Below are 16535 nucleotides of genomic sequence, written 5' to 3' on the forward strand. Positions count from 1 at the left end.
CTCCGCCGCGACGAGGAAGTGGAGATGCGACGACATGGCGAAGCTTGGGCTGTCGGGCTGGGGAGGATCAGCCGGGACCGGGGACGATTACCCCCACAAACTCTCAAGCCCCATGGCCTTCTTCTGGACGATGGTGATCTTCCTCATCATCGTCGGCTTTGTGGCCGCTATCCTCTTCCGCCAGGCGCAGACGGCCTTCCTCAGCAATCCGGGCCTGAACGGTCTGATTATCGGCGTGCTGCTGATCGGCATTCTTCTGGTCTTCAACCATGTGCTGGCGTTGCGGCCGGAAGTTCGCTGGTTCAACTCCTTCCGCGCGGCCGGCAGCGCCGAGAAGGTCGGGCGCGATCCGGTGCTGCTTGCGCCGATGCGCGCGCTGATCGGCCGCCGGCATTCCGTCGCACTCTCGGCCAATGCGTTGCGCTCGATCCTCGATTCCATCGCGACCCGCCTCGACGAATCCCGTGATACGTCCCGCTACCTGATCGGCCTCCTCGTCTTTCTCGGCCTGCTCGGTACCTTCTGGGGTCTGCTCGGCACGATCGGCTCGATCAGCGCGGTCATCCAGTCGCTCGATGCCGGTGGCGGCACCACGAACGACATCCTGACCGCCCTGAAGCAGGGCCTGTCCGCACCGCTCGAGGGCATGGGAACGGCCTTCTCCACCTCGCTTTTCGGTCTGGCAAGCTCGCTGATCCTCGGCTTCCTCGATCTGCAGGCCGGGCGCGCGCAGAACCGGTTTTATACCGAACTGGAAAACTGGCTTTCCTCGGTCACGGATGTCGGCTCCGAACTCCAGCCCGTTGCTGATATGGCTGCAGGCTCTTCTTCCGCCGACGTGCAGGCTCTGGCGGAGCAGATCCTGAAGCTTGCGCATGACGGCGGCGGCAGCCACCGTTCGACGGCGGCGATGGCAAGCCTTGCAGAAGGCATCCAGGGTCTCGTCAAGAACATGCGCAGTGAGCAGCAGATGCTGCGCGACTGGATCGAGGCGCAGCAGGAAGAAGCCAAGGCGCTGCGCCGCACGCTCGACCGGCTTGCGGCGCGCAGCGGCGAGAAAAATGTCGAGCGGCTGCCCGAGCGCACGACGGAGAAAGCCCACAAGGCCGGGGGCGAGTAGAGATGGCGCTCGCCCGCAACCGGCGCAGCCAGCGCACGGTCGATTACTGGCCGGGCTTCGTCGATGCGCTGTCGACGCTCTTGCTCTCCATCATGTTCCTGCTGACGGTGTTCGTGCTCGCACAGTTCTTCCTGAGCCGCGAAATCTCCGGCAAGGACGATGTGCTGAACCGGCTGACCAGCCAGATCAACGAACTGACCCAGCTTCTGGCGCTCGAAAAGAGTGGCAAGCAGGATATCGAGGATGCGCTCGCCAACCTGCAGGCGTCGCTCGCCCAGTCGGAAAGCGACCGTTCCCGCTTGCAGCAATTGCTCGACAGCGGTTCGGGCGTTTCGGACCAGGCGACCGCACGCGTGACGACGCTTGAAGGCGAACTCGATTCGGAAAAGCAGGTCAGCGCCCGCGCCATGAGCCAGATCGAACTGCTGAACCAGCAGATCGCCGCGCTGCGCAGCCAGATTGCAGCAGTGGAAGAGGCGCTTCAGGCCTCGGAGGCAAAGGATAGTTCGTCGCAGGCGAAGATTGCCGATCTTGGCCGTCGCCTCAACGTTGCGCTGGCGCAGCGTGTGCAGGAACTCAACCGCTATCGCTCCGACTTCTTCGGACGCCTGCGGGAAATCCTCTCCGATCGCGAAAACATCCGCATCGTCGGCGACCGGTTCGTCTTCCAGTCGGAAGTGCTGTTTCCGTCCGGCGGCAACGAGTTGAACCCGGAAGGGCAGGTGGAGATGCGCAAGCTCGCTACCGCGCTGCTCGATCTCGCCAGGGAAATTCCGTCCGAGATCAACTGGGTGCTGCGCGTCGATGGCCATACCGACAACGTGCCGCTCTCCGGCACGGGGCGCTACCGCGACAACTGGGAGCTTTCCTCGGCGCGTGCGACCTCGGTAGTCAAATTCCTGATTGCCAATGGCGTGCCAGCCAATCGGCTCGTCGCGGCGGGTTTCGGCGAATTCCAGCCGATTGCCGAAGGCAGCGACGATGCCGCCCGCGCCACCAATCGCCGCATCGAGCTGAAGCTCACCGAACGATAGTCGCCTCGCGCCGTCCGGCGCGACCATTCTCATCGGCATGTTGATCTTACGCGTACGTACGCGTAAGTTTTTTCGACATAGCGACGGGAGGCGGTTTATGGATTGCGACCTGCTGGTGATCGGAGCGGGGCTGGCTGGCCTCGTGGCGGCGACGGAAGCGGCAGCGCGGGGCCTCAAGGTGATCATCCTTGACCAGGAAGGCGAGCAGAGCCTTGGCGGGCAGGCCTTCTGGTCGCTCGGCGGCCTTTTCTTCGTCGACAGTCCGGAACAGCGGCGTTTGCGCATCCGTGACAGCATGGCGCTCGCCCGGCAGGACTGGTTCGGCTCCGCGGGTTTCGACCGGCCGGAGGATCATTGGCCGCGTCGCTGGGCGGAGGCCTATCTCGATTTTGCGAGCGGTGAGAAACGCGCCTGGCTGCACGCCATGGGGATGCGCTGGTTCCCGGTCGTCGGCTGGGCCGAGCGCGGCGGCGGGCTTGCGACCGGCCACGGCAATTCCGTGCCGCGCTTCCACGTCACCTGGGGCACTGGCCCCGGCGTGCTTGCGCCGTTCATCCGGCGGGCGCAGGGCCTTCGGGCCTCCAATGCGCTGGCCTTCCGTTTCCGCCACCGGGTCGATGGCCTGATCGTCGAAAACGGTGCCGTCGTCGGTGCACATGGCTCCGTGCTGGCGCCGGACGTTGCGGAGCGCGGCCGGTCAACGTCTCGCGACGTGACTGGCGATTTCAGTTTCCGGGCAGGCGCCGTGCTCGTGTCCTCCGGCGGCATCGGTGGCAATCACGAATTGGTGCGGCGGAACTGGCCGCGTGATCGTCTGGGTGAGCCGCCTGCCTTCATGGTGAGCGGCGTGCCGGCCCATGTCGATGGACGCATGCTGGCGATCTCGCAAGCTGCCAGCGGTTCGGTCATCAATGGCGACCGCATGTGGCATTATACGGAGGGTTTGAGGAACTGGGATCCGATCTGGCCCGGTCACGGTATCCGCATCCTGCCGGGTCCGTCGTCGCTCTGGCTGGACGCACGCGGGCGGCGTTTTCCAGCGCCGGCCATGCCGGGCTTCGACACGCTGGCAACGTTGAAGGCCATCCGCGCAACGGGACATGACCATAGCTGGTTCATCCTCACGAAGGCGATCATCAAGAAGGAATTTGCCCTGTCGGGCTCCGAGCAGAACCCGGACCTGACCGGCAAGGATATTCCACTGCTCCTGAAGCGGCTTGGCAAGAACCCGCCCGGCCCCGTGCAGGCCTTCATGGACAAGGGCGCGGATTTTGTCGTGCGCAACGATCTTGGCGACCTCGTCTCCGCGATGAACACGCTGACGGGGGAGGCGTTGCTAGACGTCGAGCAGGTGCGGGCCGAGGTGGAAGCGCGCGACCGCGAGATCGACAATCCCTTCTCGAAGGATGCGCAGGTGACTGCCATCCGCGGCGCACGCGCCTATCTTGGCGACAAGCTGATGCGCACGGCGCGGCCGCACCGTCTGCTTGATCCGAAGGCGGGACCTTTGATTGCCGTGCGTCTCAATATCCTGACGCGCAAGAGCCTGGGCGGCCTCCAGACGGACCTTTCCGGACGCGTGCTGGAACTGTCCGGCAAGCCGGTGCCGGGCCTTTATGCGGCCGGTGAGGTCGCCGGTTTCGGCGGCGGTGGTGTGCATGGCTACAATGCGCTGGAAGGCACTTTCCTTGGCGGGTGCCTGTTTTCGGGGCGCGTAGCGGGCAGGGCCGTCGGCGCCTGAGAGCGCCGACGGCTTGGATGTCGATCAATCCATCTGGATCTTGGCGCCTTCGACGACCGGTTTCCACTTGGCCAGCTCGGCGGTCACATGCTTGCCGAGTTCTTCGGGCGTCGAGCCGACGATGGTGGCGCTGAACTCCTTCATGCGCTCCACGACGGCCGGATCCTTCATGGCGTTGTTGGCCGCCTCGTTGAGCTTTGCCACGACCTCCGTCGGCGTGCCGGCCGGCGCGAAGAGGGCGTTCCACGTATAGGTCTCGTAGCCGGGAATGCCGGATTCGGCGATCGTCGGCACATCCGGGAAGGAGGCCGCGCGTTCCTTCGTCGTGACAGCGAGCGCGCGCAGCGTGCCGGCCTTGATGTGGCTTGACGAGGAGGGCAGGTTGTCGAACATGATCGGGATTTGGTTGCCGATCACGTCGTTCAGGGCCGGACCGGAGCCCTTGTAGGGCACATGCTGTATGCTGACGCCGGCCATGCTCTTGAAGAGTTCGCCGGAAAGATGCAGCGGCGTGCCGTTGCCGGAGGAGGCATAGCTGTAGGCTTCCGGATCGGCCTTCAGCAGCGCCAGAAGCTCTTCCACGTTTTTCGCCGGCAATTCCGGGTTCACCACCAGCACGTTCGGCACGATGACCAGCAGCGAGACCGGAGCAAAATCCTTTTCCGCATCATAGGGGTTGGTTTTCAGGATCAGCGGGTTCAGTGCGTGGGTGGCGACCGTTCCCATCAGGATCGTGTAGCCATCCGGCTCGGCACGCGCCACGCGGTCGGCACCAAGGCTGCCGCCGGCGCCGCCGACATTCTCGACGATGACCTGCTGGCCGAGGCTGTCGCCCATCTTCTGCGCGATGATGCGCGCCACCACGTCGGTCGATCCGCCGGCAGCGAAGGGCACGACGAGCGTGATGGTCCGGTCGGGGAATTGCTGGGCGCTGGCCGGCAGGCCGAGTGCCAGCGATGCAAGCACGGTGGTGCCAAGCGCCATAAGGGTACGGCGGGTGAGCGTCGAAAATGCCACGTGGTTTTCCTCCCAAGGTGACGTGAAGTCCGCCTCCTCAGGATAGGGCACTTGCCCCGCGAAACAAGTGTCGGTGACGATCAACCGGCCGCGCGGGCCTCTCCAAGGAACGCCTGGCCGCCATGGTCGAATTGCAACCGCGCAAGACGGGCATAAAGCCCGTTCTGCTGGACGAGCGACTGGTGCGTGCCCTCTTCGACGACGCGGCCTGCTTCCATCACGAGGATGCGGTCGGCCTTGAGCACGGTGGCAAGGCGGTGCGCGATGACGATGGTCGTGCGCTTGCCCATCTGGCCGTCGAGCGCCTTTTGCACCAGCGTCTCGCTTTCGGCGTCGAGCGCCGAGGTCGCCTCGTCGAGCAACAGCAATGGCGCATCCTTCAGGATGGCGCGCGCGATGGCGATACGCTGGCGCTGGCCGCCGGAGAGCGTGACACCACGCTCGCCGACCGTCGTGTCATAGCCCTTGTCGAGCCGCGCGATGAATTCTTCCGCCTGGGCGGCGCGGGCGGCTGCGCGGATCGCCTCGTCGCTGACATCGGTCATGCCGAAGGCGATGTTGTCGCGGATCGTCGCGGCAAAGATGGTGACGTCCTGCGGCACCAGCGCGATGCGGCGGCGCAGTTCTTCCGGGTCCGCGGTGCGCAGATCGATACCGTCGAGGGTGATCGTGCCCGAATCGGGATCGTAGAAGCGCAGGACGAGCGAGAGGATTGTGCTCTTGCCGGCGCCCGAGGGGCCGACGATCGCGACCGTCTCGCCCTGTTTGACGGCAAAGCTCAGGCCGTTGACGCTGCGATAGCCGGGGCGGGCCGGATAGGAGAAGTGTACATCCTGGAAGGCGATTTCGCCGCGGGCAGGGAGCGGCAATCGGACCGGATTGGCGGGAGCGGCGATCGCTGGCACCTCGGCAAGCAGTTCCGTCAGGCGTTCGGCCGCCCCGGCAGCTTGCGAAAGCTCGCCCCACACTTCGGACAGGGCGCCAAGGCTGCCGGCGGCGAAGACGGCGTAGAGCAGGAACTGGCCGAGCGTGCCGGCGGAAAGTGTACCGGACAACACGTCGCGCGCGCCGAACCACAACACGGCAACCACCGAACCGAAGATCATGGCGATCGCGAAGCCTGTCAGCAGCGAGCGGGCGCGGATGGCGGAGCGGGCAGCGCCATAGGCGCTCTCGACCTCGCCGAAGAAGCGGGCGCGGGCGGCGTCTTCAGCATTGAATGCCTGGAGCGTGCGGGTCGCGCCAATCGCCTCGCCGGCATAGGCGGAGGCGGCAGCGAGCGTATCCTGCGCCTCGCGTGAGCGGCGGCGCACCGAGCGGCCGAAGGCGACGAGCGGGAAGACGATGACGGGAATGGCGGCGATGACGAGGCTCGAGAGTTTCGGGCTGGTATAGACCATCATGGCGATGGCGCCGAGACAGAGGATCAGGTTGCGCAGCGCGACCGAGGCGGTGGCGCCGACGGCGGATTTGATCTGCGTTGTGTCTGCGGTCAGCCGCGAGACGATCTCGCCGGACTGGTTGACGTCGAAGAAGGCCGGCGAGAGTTTTGTCACATGGGCGAAGACGTCGCGGCGAAGATCGGCGACGATGCGCTCGCCAAGTGTGATGACGAAATAATAGCGCATGCCGCTCGCCAGCGCGAGAAGGCCGGCCAGCACGAAGAGCATTGTGAAATAGGTGTTGATGAAGCCGGCACCGGCGCCGGAAAAGCCGTGGTCGATCATGCGCCGCACGGCGAGCGGCAGGACGAGTGTCGTGACGGCAGCCATGACGAGAGCGACCAGCGCACCGGCAACGAGGCCACGGTAGCGGCCGATATAGGGAATAAGCCTGCCCAGCGGACGGACGGTGCGGCGCTCGGTTTTCGCCGGCGCGACTGCTTCTCTGTCTGTGGACACCATACCCCCATTCCCAGTGCCTGGCGGCACGAATTGTCTTTCGGCTCTTGTTATCCAGACGGCCTTCATGTATAGGCTCGCCATCGAATTGGGAAGCCGTAGGTCAGACCGACCGCGGCTTCATTTACGTCTTTGGCCTCGCTGCCGCAATGCGTTGCGACAAATGGCCCCCGGAACAAGCAGGAAGAGTGTCATGAAGGCTGATATCCATCCCGACTACCACGTCATCAAGGTCGTCATGACCGACGGCACCGAATACGAAACCCGTTCGACCTGGGGTTCGGCCGGCGCCACGATGAACCTCGAAATCGACCCGAAGTCCCACCCGGCCTGGACCGGCGGCAACCAGCACATGCTGGACCGCGGCGGCCGCGTTTCCAAGTTCAAGAAGCGCTTCGAAGGCCTCGGCCTCTAATTCGCTTCCACTGGATGATTTCAAGAACCCGGCTTCGGCCGGGTTTTTTGTTGCCTGGATTTGGCGGCAACCGGATGAGGGGGCTTGTTCGATGACAGCAAGAACGCAGGCAACAAAAAACCCGGCCGAAGCCGGGTCATCGTTTCACCGTGTCTGTGGACCGCTCAGTTGTTGCCGAAAGCGGTCTGCAGCAGGTTGATCTGAGCCTGCACGCTGTTCTGGTTGACCGGCTCGAAGGCCTGGACTTCCTGCGGGCGGTAAATCTCGCGGTCGAGCAGTGCGACGCGATTCTGAAGGCGGAGCGACCGTTCGATGAGGTCGCGGAAGGCTTCCGGCAGATCGTTCCAGCCGGGCGCGGTCTTGTCGACGTTGAAGCTGTCGAGACGCACCTTGTTCTTTTCCGACAGCACCTGGTCGCGGCTCATCTCGCCATTGTTGACGGCGCGCTGGAGCAGCAGCCAGGAGGCCATCTGCATCAGGCGGGTGGTGAGGCGCATCGATTCAGCTGCATACAGCACCGAGGCCATGCGCGGCAGTACCTTGGAGGCCTGGCGCCCGACGCCGTCGAGATAGCTTGCGGTCTCTTCGACGAGACCCATGCCTTCGGCGTACAGGGATTTGAATTGCGCCGACGACGCAACGTGGCCAGCGAAGCTGACGGTATTCAATCCTCTTTCGGACATGGTGTCATCCCTGTTGAACGCATCACACTGCAGGTAACGGAAGGTTGGCGCTCTGTGTTCCAAGCGGCCTTTTAATGTCTCAAGGATGATCCCATAACCTAATTCGCGCAAGGGCATTCTTAATAAAGGGTTAATCTCCACAATTCTTTCGGCACAGGTGCACCGCGCGGGCGCGTGCAAACAAAAAAAGAGCCGCGGAAAGCGGCTCTCAAGGTAAAACAGGGAGAAAATCAGACCGATTCCCCGAAGGGTGAAAATGTCTGAACCCGGAAGAACCGGATGGGCAAGTAATAACGTGTAAGGCTTAATGGCCGGTTAACTCTATTGTCGGTTTGCCATCTGCTGTGCCTTTTCGGCAAAGCTGCGGCGATCTGGCACGCCTCTAGCGGAAGAGATTTTCGGCCGCCGACCGGCTTGCACCCTTCCTTGCCTTCTCCGCCTCAAGACGGTCGATCTCCGTCCGAAGCAGGTCGATTCGCGCTGCCAGCTCATCGACCGAGAGCAGCGACAGGTCGCTGCCGATCTCGTGCGCGGTCTTTTTCAACGGGCGTCCGTCTTCGTCGAAGAGGCTCATGCGGTTTTCTCCTCCGATTGTTCGTCGGCGGCTTGCGGCTGGGTAAGCGCGCGCGGCGAGAGCTGAAGGCTTTCCGGCGTCATCATGGTGCCGGGGTTGATGGTCGTGTAGGCGTCGCGCATCTCGGCCGGCAGCGCGGCACGGCGACGGCTGCGGAAGATGGCGTAGGCGGTGATCAGGATATGCGCCGAGCAGGTCACCATGAAGAGTGCATAGGGGCCGACCGCCGACATGATCGGACCGCCGAGCGTCGGGCCGATGATCGTGCCGACGCCATAGAGCAGCAGCAGGCCGCCGGAGACCTTTACGAAATCCTCGGGGCTGGCGAAGTCGTTGGCATGCGAAACGGCGATTGGATAGAGCGCGTTGGCCATCGCGCCATAGAGCGCCGTCAGCACCAAAAGCACGGTGACGGAGGCCGGCTGGAAGACGAAGAGCGAGAAGCCGGCACCGGCGGCGATGGCCGAGAGCACGGCGAGCACGATGCGTCGGTCGATGCGGTCGGACATGCGCCCGGCCGGCAGCTGCATGACGGCGCCGGCGAAGATCGCCACGCTCATCATGATGGCGATCGTGCTGGAGGACAGGCCGGCATTGGCGCCGAAGACGGCACCCAGCGTGCCGAAGGCGCCGTTGGCGATGCCGATCAGCACGATGCCGACGCAGGCGACGGGGGAGGTGCGGAAAAGGGCTGGAATATCGAGCCGCACCTGTTTCAAAGGCTGCGGCGAGGCGGCGGTCGACAGCGTCGTCGGCAGCATGGCGAAGCAGTAGAGAATGCCGGCGAACATGAAGAGCATCGGCGTCGTCACGTCGCCGAGCGCCACCGTCATCTGGCCGCCGACGGTGCCGATCAGCGTGATGGCGATGTAGAGCGAGAAGATCAGGCCGCGGCTCTCGTTGGTGGCGCGCTCGTTCAGCCAGCTTTCGATGATCATCGACGTGCCGGCGATCGAGAAGCCGGTGACGGCACGCAGTACGATCCACCAGAATGGATCGACGAGCATGCCGGTCAAAAGCGCGATGATGGCGATCAGCGAGGCGAAGCCGGAAAAGGCGCGCACATGGCCGATGCGCTTGACGATGGTTGGCGCCATCAGGCAGCCGAGCACGAAGCCTGACGCCCAGGACGTGCCGAGCAGGCCGAGCATCGTTGTCTCATAGCCTTCGAAGGCGCCGCGCATGGGCAGCAGCAAGCCGTGCAGGCCGTTCCCCAGGAAGAGGAACAGGGTGCCCATGAGAAGCGCGAAGACGGAAATGAGATTGTTACGCATAGGATTTCCGTGAGTTTCGCCAATGGGAAAGGAATAGCGCACCTGTTGCCGATTGCCAGATGCAAAGGCGACGCGCACACGATTTTCAGACGACGTGTTGGTCGCTTGGAAAAATGTCTCGGGTATGACAGGAAGGGCGGAGAAAGGCCGCCATGTCGAAAATTCTTCCAGCACTTCTCCTTGCCGTCATGCTGCTGCATCTCATCCGGCCCGTCGGCCTGCCGGGGCTGAAGCGGCGTGCGGATTTCTGGAAGATCGCCGTGGTCGCCATCGTATTGATGATGCTGACGGTGCTTATCAGGCCCTGAAACGCAGAAGGCCACCCGAAGGTGGCCTAGGCTGTTGGCAAGTGTCGCAAACTCCAAAACGCAAAAGGGCCACCCGAAGGTGACCCCCATGAGGTTTGGTCCGGCGTGGACCCGGGCCTTTGGGCCCGCAGGAAGATGGGGTCAGAACGAGGGCTGCCTCGTTTCATTCACCACAATTCCCATGCCCGAAGCCAAGACCGAAATCTCATTAGACATTGGATCACCTTCCTTTCTGTTCGTTGATACTGATCAGAAATGTAGGCGATCCGTGGCCGGACGCAAGTCCTTTTGTATTATTTCTGCTGGTGCAGGATTTCGACGCCCGGCAGTGGCTTGCCTTCCATCCATTCCAGGAACGCGCCACCGGCGGTCGAGACATAGCTGAAATCGTCCGCAACGCCGGCATGGTTGAGGGCTGCAACCGTGTCGCCGCCACCGGCGACGGAGACCAGTTTGCCTTCCTTGGTGCGGGCGGCGGCGTGCTTGGCAGCCGACACCGTCGCCGTGTCGAAGGGGGCGATTTCGAAGGCGCCGAGCGGGCCGTTCCAGACGAGCGTCGTGGCGCGCGAGATCCAGGCGTTGACCGCTTCGATCGTCTTCGGGCCGACGTCGAGCATCATGGCGTCAGCCGGGATGGCGTTGACGTCGACCACTTCGTTTTCGGCATTCGCCTTGAATTCGCGAGCGACGACGCCGTCTTCCGGCAGCACGATGGCGCAGGCGGCAGTGGCCGCCTCGATCATGATCTGCTTGGCGGTGTCGGCAAGATCATGCTCGCAGAGCGACTTGCCGACATTGGTGCCGCGGGCGGCGAGGAAAGTGTTCGCCATGCCGCCGCCGATGACCAGCGCGTCGACGCGCTTCACGAGGTTCATCAAAAGGTCGATCTTGGTGGAGACCTTGGCGCCGCCGACGATCGCGACGACGGGGCGAACCGGGTTGCCGAGGCCTTTTTCCAGGGCTTCAAGCTCGGCCTGCATGGTGCGGCCGGCATAGGCGGGCAAGAGGTGGGCGAGGCCCTCGGTCGAGGCATGGGCGCGGTGCGCGGCAGAGAAAGCGTCGTTGACGTAGATGTCGCCGTTGGCGGCAAGTGCGGCGGTGAAATCCGGGTTGTTCTTCTCTTCGCCCTTGTGGAAGCGTGTGTTTTCGAGAAGCAGGATATCGCCATCCTGCAGGGAGGCGATGGCGGCCGCAGCCGGCTCGCCGATGCAGTCGGAGGCGAAGTGTACTTTCTTGCCCAGCACCTCGTTCACGGCGGGAAGAATCTGCTCTAGCGACATGTCGGCGACGACGGCGCCCTGCGGGCGGCCGAAATGGGCAAGCAGGATAACCTTGGCGCCCTTCTTCGACAGTTCGAGAATGGTCGGGGCGACGCGCTCGATGCGGGTTGCGTCCGTCACCTTGCCGTCCTTGACCGGCACGTTGAGATCGACGCGGACGAGCACGCGCTTGCCGGTGATGTCGGTGAGGTTGTCGAGGGTCTTGAAGGTCATGGCGCGGCTCCGAAAGTCTGGTGTCTGGTCAAGAAAAAACACCCGGACATCGCTGCCCGGGTGTTTCGCATTTTTGCTTAGATCAGCTTGCCGAGGGCAACGGCCGTGTCGGACATGCGGTTCGAGAAGCCCCATTCGTTGTCGTACCAGGACAGGATGCGAACGAGGTTGCCGTCGAGAACCTTGGTCTGGTCGGCAGCGAAGTTCGAGGAGTGGCTGTCGTGGTTGAAGTCGATCGAGACGAGCGGACCCGTGACGTAGTCGAGGATGCCCTTGAGTTCGCCTTCAGCGGCGGCCTTGATGGCAGCGTTGACTTCTTCGGCCGTGACATTGCGCGACGGCACGAACTTAAGGTCGACGACCGAGACGTTCGGGGTCGGAACGCGGATAGCCGAACCGTCGAGCTTGCCGGCGAGCTGCGGCAGCACGAGGCCGACGGCCTTGGCAGCGCCCGTCGAGGTCGGGATCATGGACAGGGCTGCGGCGCGGGCGCGGTACAGGTCCTTATGCATGGTGTCGAGCGTCGGCTGGTCACCCGTGTAGGAGTGGATCGTCGTCATGTAGCCCTTCTCGATGCCGAAGGCCTTGTCGAGAATGTAGGCGACCGGCGCCAGGCAGTTCGTGGTGCACGACGCGTTCGAGATGACCAGGTCATCCTTGGTCAGTGTATTGTGGTTGACGCCGAAGACGATCGTCTTGTCGGCATTGTCGCACGGTGCGGAGACGATGACGCGCTTGGAGCCGTTGGCGAGGTGCGCGCCGGCCTTTTCCTTGGTCGTGAACAGGCCGGTGCATTCCAGCGCGATGTCGACGTCGCTCCAGGGCAGTTCCTTGGGGTCGCGGATGGCGGTGACGCGGATCGGGCCGCGGCCGACGTCGATCGTGTCGCCGGAAACGGTGACGGTGCCCGGGAACTTGCCGTGGACGGAGTCGTAGCGAACGAGGTGCGCGTTGGTCTCGACCGGGCCGAGGTCGTTGACGGCGACGACTTCGATATCGGTGCGGCCGGATTCGACGATGGCGCGGAGCACGTTACGGCCGATGCGGCCAAAACCGTTGATGGCAACTTTCACAGTCATGTGGGGTCTCTCCCTATGGATAATCTCTAGGCGACGTCAGGGCGCGACGGGAGGCCGCGCCCGACAGACAATCAGGCGAGCTTGGCTTCCGCAGCGGCGACGACAGCTTCCGGCGTGATGCCGAAGTGCTTGTAGAGTTCCTTGTAGGGACCCGAGGCGCCGAAGGAGGACATGCCGACGAAGATGCCGTCCGAACCGATGAAGTGATCCCAGCCCTGTCGGATGCCGGCTTCGACGGCGATCTTGACCGGCGAATTGCCGATGACGGCCTGCTGGTAGGCTTCCGGCTGCTCGGCGAAAAGCTCGACGCAGGGAACGGAAACCACGCGGGTCGAGATGCCCTTGGCCGACAGCGCCTGCTGGGCCTTCACCGCGATCTCGATTTCCGAGCCGGAGGCGAAGATCGTGACCTTGGCGTCGCTTGCCGAGACGAGGTCGTAGGCACCGCGCGCCGAAAGGTTTTCTTCCTCGTATTCCAGGCGCACCGGCATCAGGTTCTGGCGGGTGAGCGCAATCGCCGACGGGCGGTTATGGCTCTCGAGCGCCAGCTGCCAGCACTCCGCCGTTTCCGTGGCGTCGGCCGGGCGGAAGACGAGCAGGTTCGGGATGGCGCGCAGCGCCGCCATGTGCTCGACCGGCTGGTGCGTCGGGCCGTCTTCACCAAGACCGATGGAATCGTGCGTCAGGACGTGGATGACGCGAATGCCCATCAGCGCGGCGAGGCGGATCGACGGACGGCAATAGTCCGAGAAGATCAGGAAGCCGCCGGAGTAGGGGATGAGGCCGCCATGCAGCGCCATGCCGTTCATGGCGGCAGCCATGCCGTGCTCGCGAACACCGTAGTGGATGTAACGACCGGAGAAGTCGGTCGGCGTGATCGACTTGGTCTGGCTCGTCTTGGTGTTGTTCGAACCGGTCAGGTCGGCCGAGCCGCCGATGGTTTCGAGCAGCACGCCGTTGATGACTTCCAGCGCGTCCTCGGAGGCCTTGCGGGTCGCCGGGTTCGGCTTGGTTTCGGCAAGCTTCTTCTTGTAGGCGGAGATGGCCGAATCCAGGCCGCTTTCGAGATCACCGGCGAAGCGGCGAACGAACTGTGCCTTCTTCTCGGCTTCCGTCTTTTCGAGGCGGGCGTCCCATTCCTTGTGGGCCTTGGTGGAGCGAAGACCGGCGAGGCGCCAGGCGTCGAGCACGTCGGACGGTACCACGAAGGCTTCCGATTCCCAGTTCAGCGCCTTGCGGGTGGCGGCGATTTCTTCCGCACCGAGCGGCGAACCGTGCACCTTGTGCGTGCCGGCCTTGTTCGGCGCGCCGAAACCGATCGTCGTCTTGCAGGCGATCAGGGTCGGCTTGTCGGATTTCTGGGCTTCTTCGATGGCGGCAGCGATCGCTTCCGGATCATGACCGTCGACGGCGATGGTGTGCCAGTGCGAGGCGCGGAAGCGGGCGTGCTGGTCGGTCGAGTCGGCAATCGAGATCGGGCCGTCGATCGAGATGTTGTTGTCGTCCCAGAACACGATCAGCTTGTTGAGCTTCAGGTGGCCGGCGAGCGAGAGTGCTTCCTGGCTGATACCTTCCATGAGGCAGCCGTCACCCACGATGGCGTAGGTGTAGTGCTCCATCAGGTCGGCGCCGAACTCGTCTCGCAGCTTGCGCTCGGCAATCGCCATGCCGACGGCGTTGGCAATGCCCTGGCCGAGCGGACCGGTGGTCGTTTCGATGCCGGCGGCGTGGCCGTATTCCGGGTGACCCGCGGTGCGCGCGCCGAGCTGGCGGAAATTCTTGATCTCGTCGATCGTGATGTCCTCGTAGCCCGTGAGATAGAGCAGCGAGTAGAGGAGCATCGAGCCGTGGCCGGCCGACAGCACGAAGCGGTCGCGGTTCGGCCAGGACGGCGTCTTCGGATCGAAGGAGAGAAAGCGGGTGAAAAGAACCGTTGCGATGTCTGCTGCGCCCATGGGCAGGCCGGGGTGACCGGAGTTCGCCTTTTCCACGGCATCCATGGAAAGGAAGCGAATTGCGTTCGCCATCCGGTCGTGTTTTTCGCGAGAGATCATGACTGTTCCGTATTCTTCGGAGTGTTGGGCCCGATGCCTTTTGGAGCATCGGTTAGGAAGCGGGAGACACATAGCAGGTGCGCCGTCGGAGTCAACGAATTCGGCCGTTTTTCCGGCCTTTGCGGGCCAATTCCGGCCGCTTTTTTAGTGTTTTCTACCCCGTGCGGCCGGTCGATTTCACAACCGATTTAAGCGCTGATCCACAGCGGCTTTCCGGCGCCTGGCGGCCTGCTGTTGACGCTGCCGCCCGCAGTTGAATACTGTCAAGGCGAGAGAACCGGCGTTGGCGGCGGCGATTCGCGTATTTTGAGAGTGCCGGTGAAGGCTTTATGACGAACGGGGAAACAGTCAGGGCGGCGATCGAGGAGCTGCGCAGAGCGATCAGCACCCTCGACAATGCGCTCGACATGCGCTTTGACCGCGAGCGTGACCATGGCGAGGTTGAGGGCGAAGTTCGTCGCGTCAACACCGACCGGTCGCGGCTTGCCCAGGAACTGGATCAATCCGAATTCCGCGCCAACCGTCTGGAGGAGGTCAACCGCGAGGTCTCTCGCCGGCTTGTCACGGCCATGGAAACGATCCGGGCCGTGCTCGACCGTTAGAGCAATTCCAGAAAAGTGCGGGCTACGTGGTTTTTCGTCCGAATTGCGTCAAACCAGAGCGTCAACCGCCCGCTTTCCCGCAATCAGGATATTTCGCATGGCACAGGTAACCGTACAGATCGATGGCAAGGCCTATCGCATGGCCTGCGAGGAGGGGCAGGAGGCGCATCTTGAAGAGCTTGCCGCCGGCTTCGATCGGTATGTCGTTCACCTGAAAGAGCAATTCGGCGAGATCGGCGATCTTCGGCTGACCGTCATGGCCGGCATCATGGTGATGGACGAACTGAACGAGGCCAACCGCCGCCTGACCAAGCTGGAAAAGGAAGCCGAGGAGCTGCGCAAGGGGCGGGAAGGCGTGATCGACGAGGTTGCCAAGAGCGAGGATGTGATCGCCCAGGCGCTTGGCGAGCTGACCAGCCAGATCCAGGGCATGGCGGCAAAACTTTCCGGCAAGCCGCCGGTCAACTGAACCTTAGGATTGCCACTGGCGAAGACGCCGGTTTCATCCTATATATCGGATGCGGTCTGCGCTTCTCGACAGGAACCACAATCCCTGGGGCCATACTCGATCCAAAGGGAGCTGTCCCTGACCTGGCCCGTGGGCTGGGTCACACGGTGCCCACCTACGTTTGTAGGCACCCAGGATCGTAAATCTCCATCGGTTGCGCGGATCGTACTCTTTTTCCTTAGATTTTCAGCTGCTCGATGCGTTGAAATACGCCTTTGATCGTGCGGCTCTGGCCGCGCGCCGGTTCGATGCGCATCAACATGAGCAGTTCGTCTCCGTCATTGCGGCGAAGCTTGATGTCGAAGCTCTTGCCGGCATAGGTCTTGCGCGTCCCCCGCTTCCAGAAGCCTGCACCGCCAGCCGTCTTGCTGTCCCCGGTCTCGGCAATGGCCGTCCAGTCGTTGTTTGCGATGATCTGCAGCGTGGACCCGGTCTGGCGAATGGTCACGCGGCAGGTTGAGCACTCGCCCGCATTGGAGGAGACCTGCTGCCATTCGCCGTGGAAGGTGTCTTCGGCTGCCGCCGGTGCCGCAAGGCCCGCCATGCAAAGCAGGATTATTGCTGCCAGAAAACGCCTCATGCCGGAATCCCCTCTTGCTGTGCCTCGCTATAATCTAGGCGTGCATCGGTGGCATCGCGAGCCCCACCTCAACAGTTGCTGGCGCTATGGTTAAGGGCCAAAACAAAACGGCCGCCCCGAAGGGCGGCCGTTGTGATTCATACCGGCTGGCA

Annotated in this window: 16 protein-coding genes and 1 other RNA gene; 8 read left to right on the forward strand and 9 right to left on the reverse strand. The window is 63.3% G+C overall.

Annotated elements, in window-relative coordinates; genetic code table 11:
- Nucleotides 1–34 precede the first annotated feature (34 nt).
- The 3 genes from AC1RT2_RS10580 to AC1RT2_RS10590 all read left to right on the forward strand — a co-directional run bounded on the left by AC1RT2_RS10580 (nucleotide 35) and on the right by AC1RT2_RS10590 (nucleotide 3895).
- Entirely contained in the window at nucleotides 35–1120 is a 1086-nt protein-coding gene (locus tag AC1RT2_RS10580; protein WP_069061188.1) for a MotA/TolQ/ExbB proton channel family protein, read from the forward strand.
- 2 nt (nucleotides 1121–1122) lie between these two features.
- Entirely contained in the window at nucleotides 1123–2154 is a 1032-nt protein-coding gene (locus AC1RT2_RS10585; protein WP_493101699.1) for a peptidoglycan -binding protein, read from the forward strand.
- Nucleotides 2155–2251: 97 nt separating this feature from the next.
- Complete coding sequence (locus tag AC1RT2_RS10590; protein WP_493101701.1) at nucleotides 2252–3895, forward strand: FAD-binding dehydrogenase; 1644 nt, start codon at nucleotides 2252–2254, stop codon at nucleotides 3893–3895.
- Nucleotides 3896–3919: 24 nt separating this feature from the next.
- Here AC1RT2_RS10590 and AC1RT2_RS10595 read toward each other — a convergent pair whose 3' ends face one another.
- Together AC1RT2_RS10595 and AC1RT2_RS10600 are read right to left on the reverse strand one after the other, a co-directional pair.
- Nucleotides 3920–4879 carry a Bug family tripartite tricarboxylate transporter substrate binding protein gene (locus tag AC1RT2_RS10595; RefSeq protein ID WP_493101829.1) on the reverse strand — a complete coding sequence of 320 codons (960 nt, stop codon included), beginning with the start codon at nucleotides 4877–4879 and terminating at the stop codon, nucleotides 3920–3922.
- A 113-nt stretch (nucleotides 4880–4992) separates the two neighbouring features.
- Nucleotides 4993–6816, reverse strand: a complete 1824-nt coding sequence (locus tag AC1RT2_RS10600) for an ABC transporter transmembrane domain-containing protein (RefSeq protein WP_493101703.1) — start codon at nucleotides 6814–6816, stop codon at nucleotides 4993–4995.
- Nucleotides 6817–7006: 190 nt separating this feature from the next.
- On the opposite strand from AC1RT2_RS10600, the gene rpmE reads away from it, so the two are divergent.
- Entirely contained in the window at nucleotides 7007–7228 is a 222-nt protein-coding gene (gene rpmE / locus AC1RT2_RS10605; RefSeq protein WP_069061193.1) for a 50S ribosomal protein L31, read from the forward strand.
- A 164-nt stretch (nucleotides 7229–7392) separates the two neighbouring features.
- Here rpmE and rcdA read toward each other — a convergent pair whose 3' ends face one another.
- The 3 genes from rcdA to AC1RT2_RS10620 all read right to left on the reverse strand — a co-directional run bounded on the left by rcdA (nucleotide 7393) and on the right by AC1RT2_RS10620 (nucleotide 9759).
- Complete coding sequence (rcdA, locus tag AC1RT2_RS10610) at nucleotides 7393–7911, reverse strand: protease adaptor protein RcdA (RefSeq protein ID WP_069061194.1); 519 nt, start codon at nucleotides 7909–7911, stop codon at nucleotides 7393–7395.
- A 382-nt stretch (nucleotides 7912–8293) separates the two neighbouring features.
- Complete coding sequence (locus tag AC1RT2_RS10615) at nucleotides 8294–8485, reverse strand: DUF1192 domain-containing protein (protein ID WP_069061195.1); 192 nt, start codon at nucleotides 8483–8485, stop codon at nucleotides 8294–8296.
- Entirely contained in the window at nucleotides 8482–9759 is a 1278-nt protein-coding gene (locus tag AC1RT2_RS10620) for an MFS transporter (protein ID WP_069061196.1), read from the reverse strand. Before AC1RT2_RS10620 ends, AC1RT2_RS10615 begins: the two co-directional genes overlap by 4 nt.
- A 152-nt stretch (nucleotides 9760–9911) precedes the next feature.
- Here AC1RT2_RS10620 and AC1RT2_RS10625 point away from each other — a divergent pair, with 152 nt between their 5' ends.
- Nucleotides 9912–10067 (forward strand): hypothetical protein, encoded by a 156-nt coding sequence (locus tag AC1RT2_RS10625; RefSeq protein WP_171902434.1) that lies wholly within the window; start codon nucleotides 9912–9914, stop codon nucleotides 10065–10067.
- A 293-nt stretch (nucleotides 10068–10360) separates the two neighbouring features.
- Here AC1RT2_RS10625 and AC1RT2_RS10630 read toward each other — a convergent pair whose 3' ends face one another.
- The 3 genes from AC1RT2_RS10630 to tkt form a co-directional block, all read right to left on the reverse strand.
- The gene (locus tag AC1RT2_RS10630) at nucleotides 10361–11560 is read right to left on the reverse strand and encodes a phosphoglycerate kinase (RefSeq protein ID WP_493101707.1); all 1200 of its coding nucleotides are present in this window, start codon (nucleotides 11558–11560) and stop codon (nucleotides 10361–10363) included.
- Between the two features lie 77 nt (nucleotides 11561–11637).
- Nucleotides 11638–12639, reverse strand: a complete 1002-nt coding sequence (gene gap, locus AC1RT2_RS10635) for a type I glyceraldehyde-3-phosphate dehydrogenase (RefSeq protein WP_493101709.1) — start codon at nucleotides 12637–12639, stop codon at nucleotides 11638–11640.
- A 71-nt stretch (nucleotides 12640–12710) separates the two neighbouring features.
- Nucleotides 12711–14693 carry a transketolase gene (gene tkt / locus AC1RT2_RS10640; protein ID WP_069061199.1) on the reverse strand — a complete coding sequence of 661 codons (1983 nt, stop codon included), beginning with the start codon at nucleotides 14691–14693 and terminating at the stop codon, nucleotides 12711–12713.
- Nucleotides 14694–15022: 329 nt separating this feature from the next.
- Between tkt and AC1RT2_RS10645 the strand changes: the two genes are divergently transcribed.
- The 3 genes from AC1RT2_RS10645 (at nucleotide 15023) to ssrS (ending at nucleotide 15972) form a co-directional block, all read left to right on the forward strand.
- On the forward strand, nucleotides 15023–15295 hold the full coding sequence (locus AC1RT2_RS10645; protein ID WP_069061200.1) for a DUF4164 domain-containing protein: 273 nt from the start codon (nucleotides 15023–15025) through the stop codon (nucleotides 15293–15295).
- Nucleotides 15296–15392: 97 nt separating this feature from the next.
- On the forward strand, nucleotides 15393–15764 hold the full coding sequence (locus tag AC1RT2_RS10650; protein WP_069061201.1) for a cell division protein ZapA: 372 nt from the start codon (nucleotides 15393–15395) through the stop codon (nucleotides 15762–15764).
- A gap of 50 nt (nucleotides 15765–15814) precedes the next feature.
- A non-coding RNA gene (ssrS, locus tag AC1RT2_RS10655) (6S RNA) lies at nucleotides 15815–15972 on the forward strand.
- 9 nt (nucleotides 15973–15981) lie between these two features.
- Here ssrS and AC1RT2_RS10660 read toward each other — a convergent pair.
- Nucleotides 15982–16383, reverse strand: coding sequence for a hypothetical protein (locus tag AC1RT2_RS10660; RefSeq protein WP_493101712.1), 402 nt, complete (start codon nucleotides 16381–16383; stop codon nucleotides 15982–15984).
- Nucleotides 16384–16535: the final 152 nt, after the last annotated feature.

It is taken from the genome of Shinella sp. GW821-FHT11G07, from assembly GCF_058808115.1.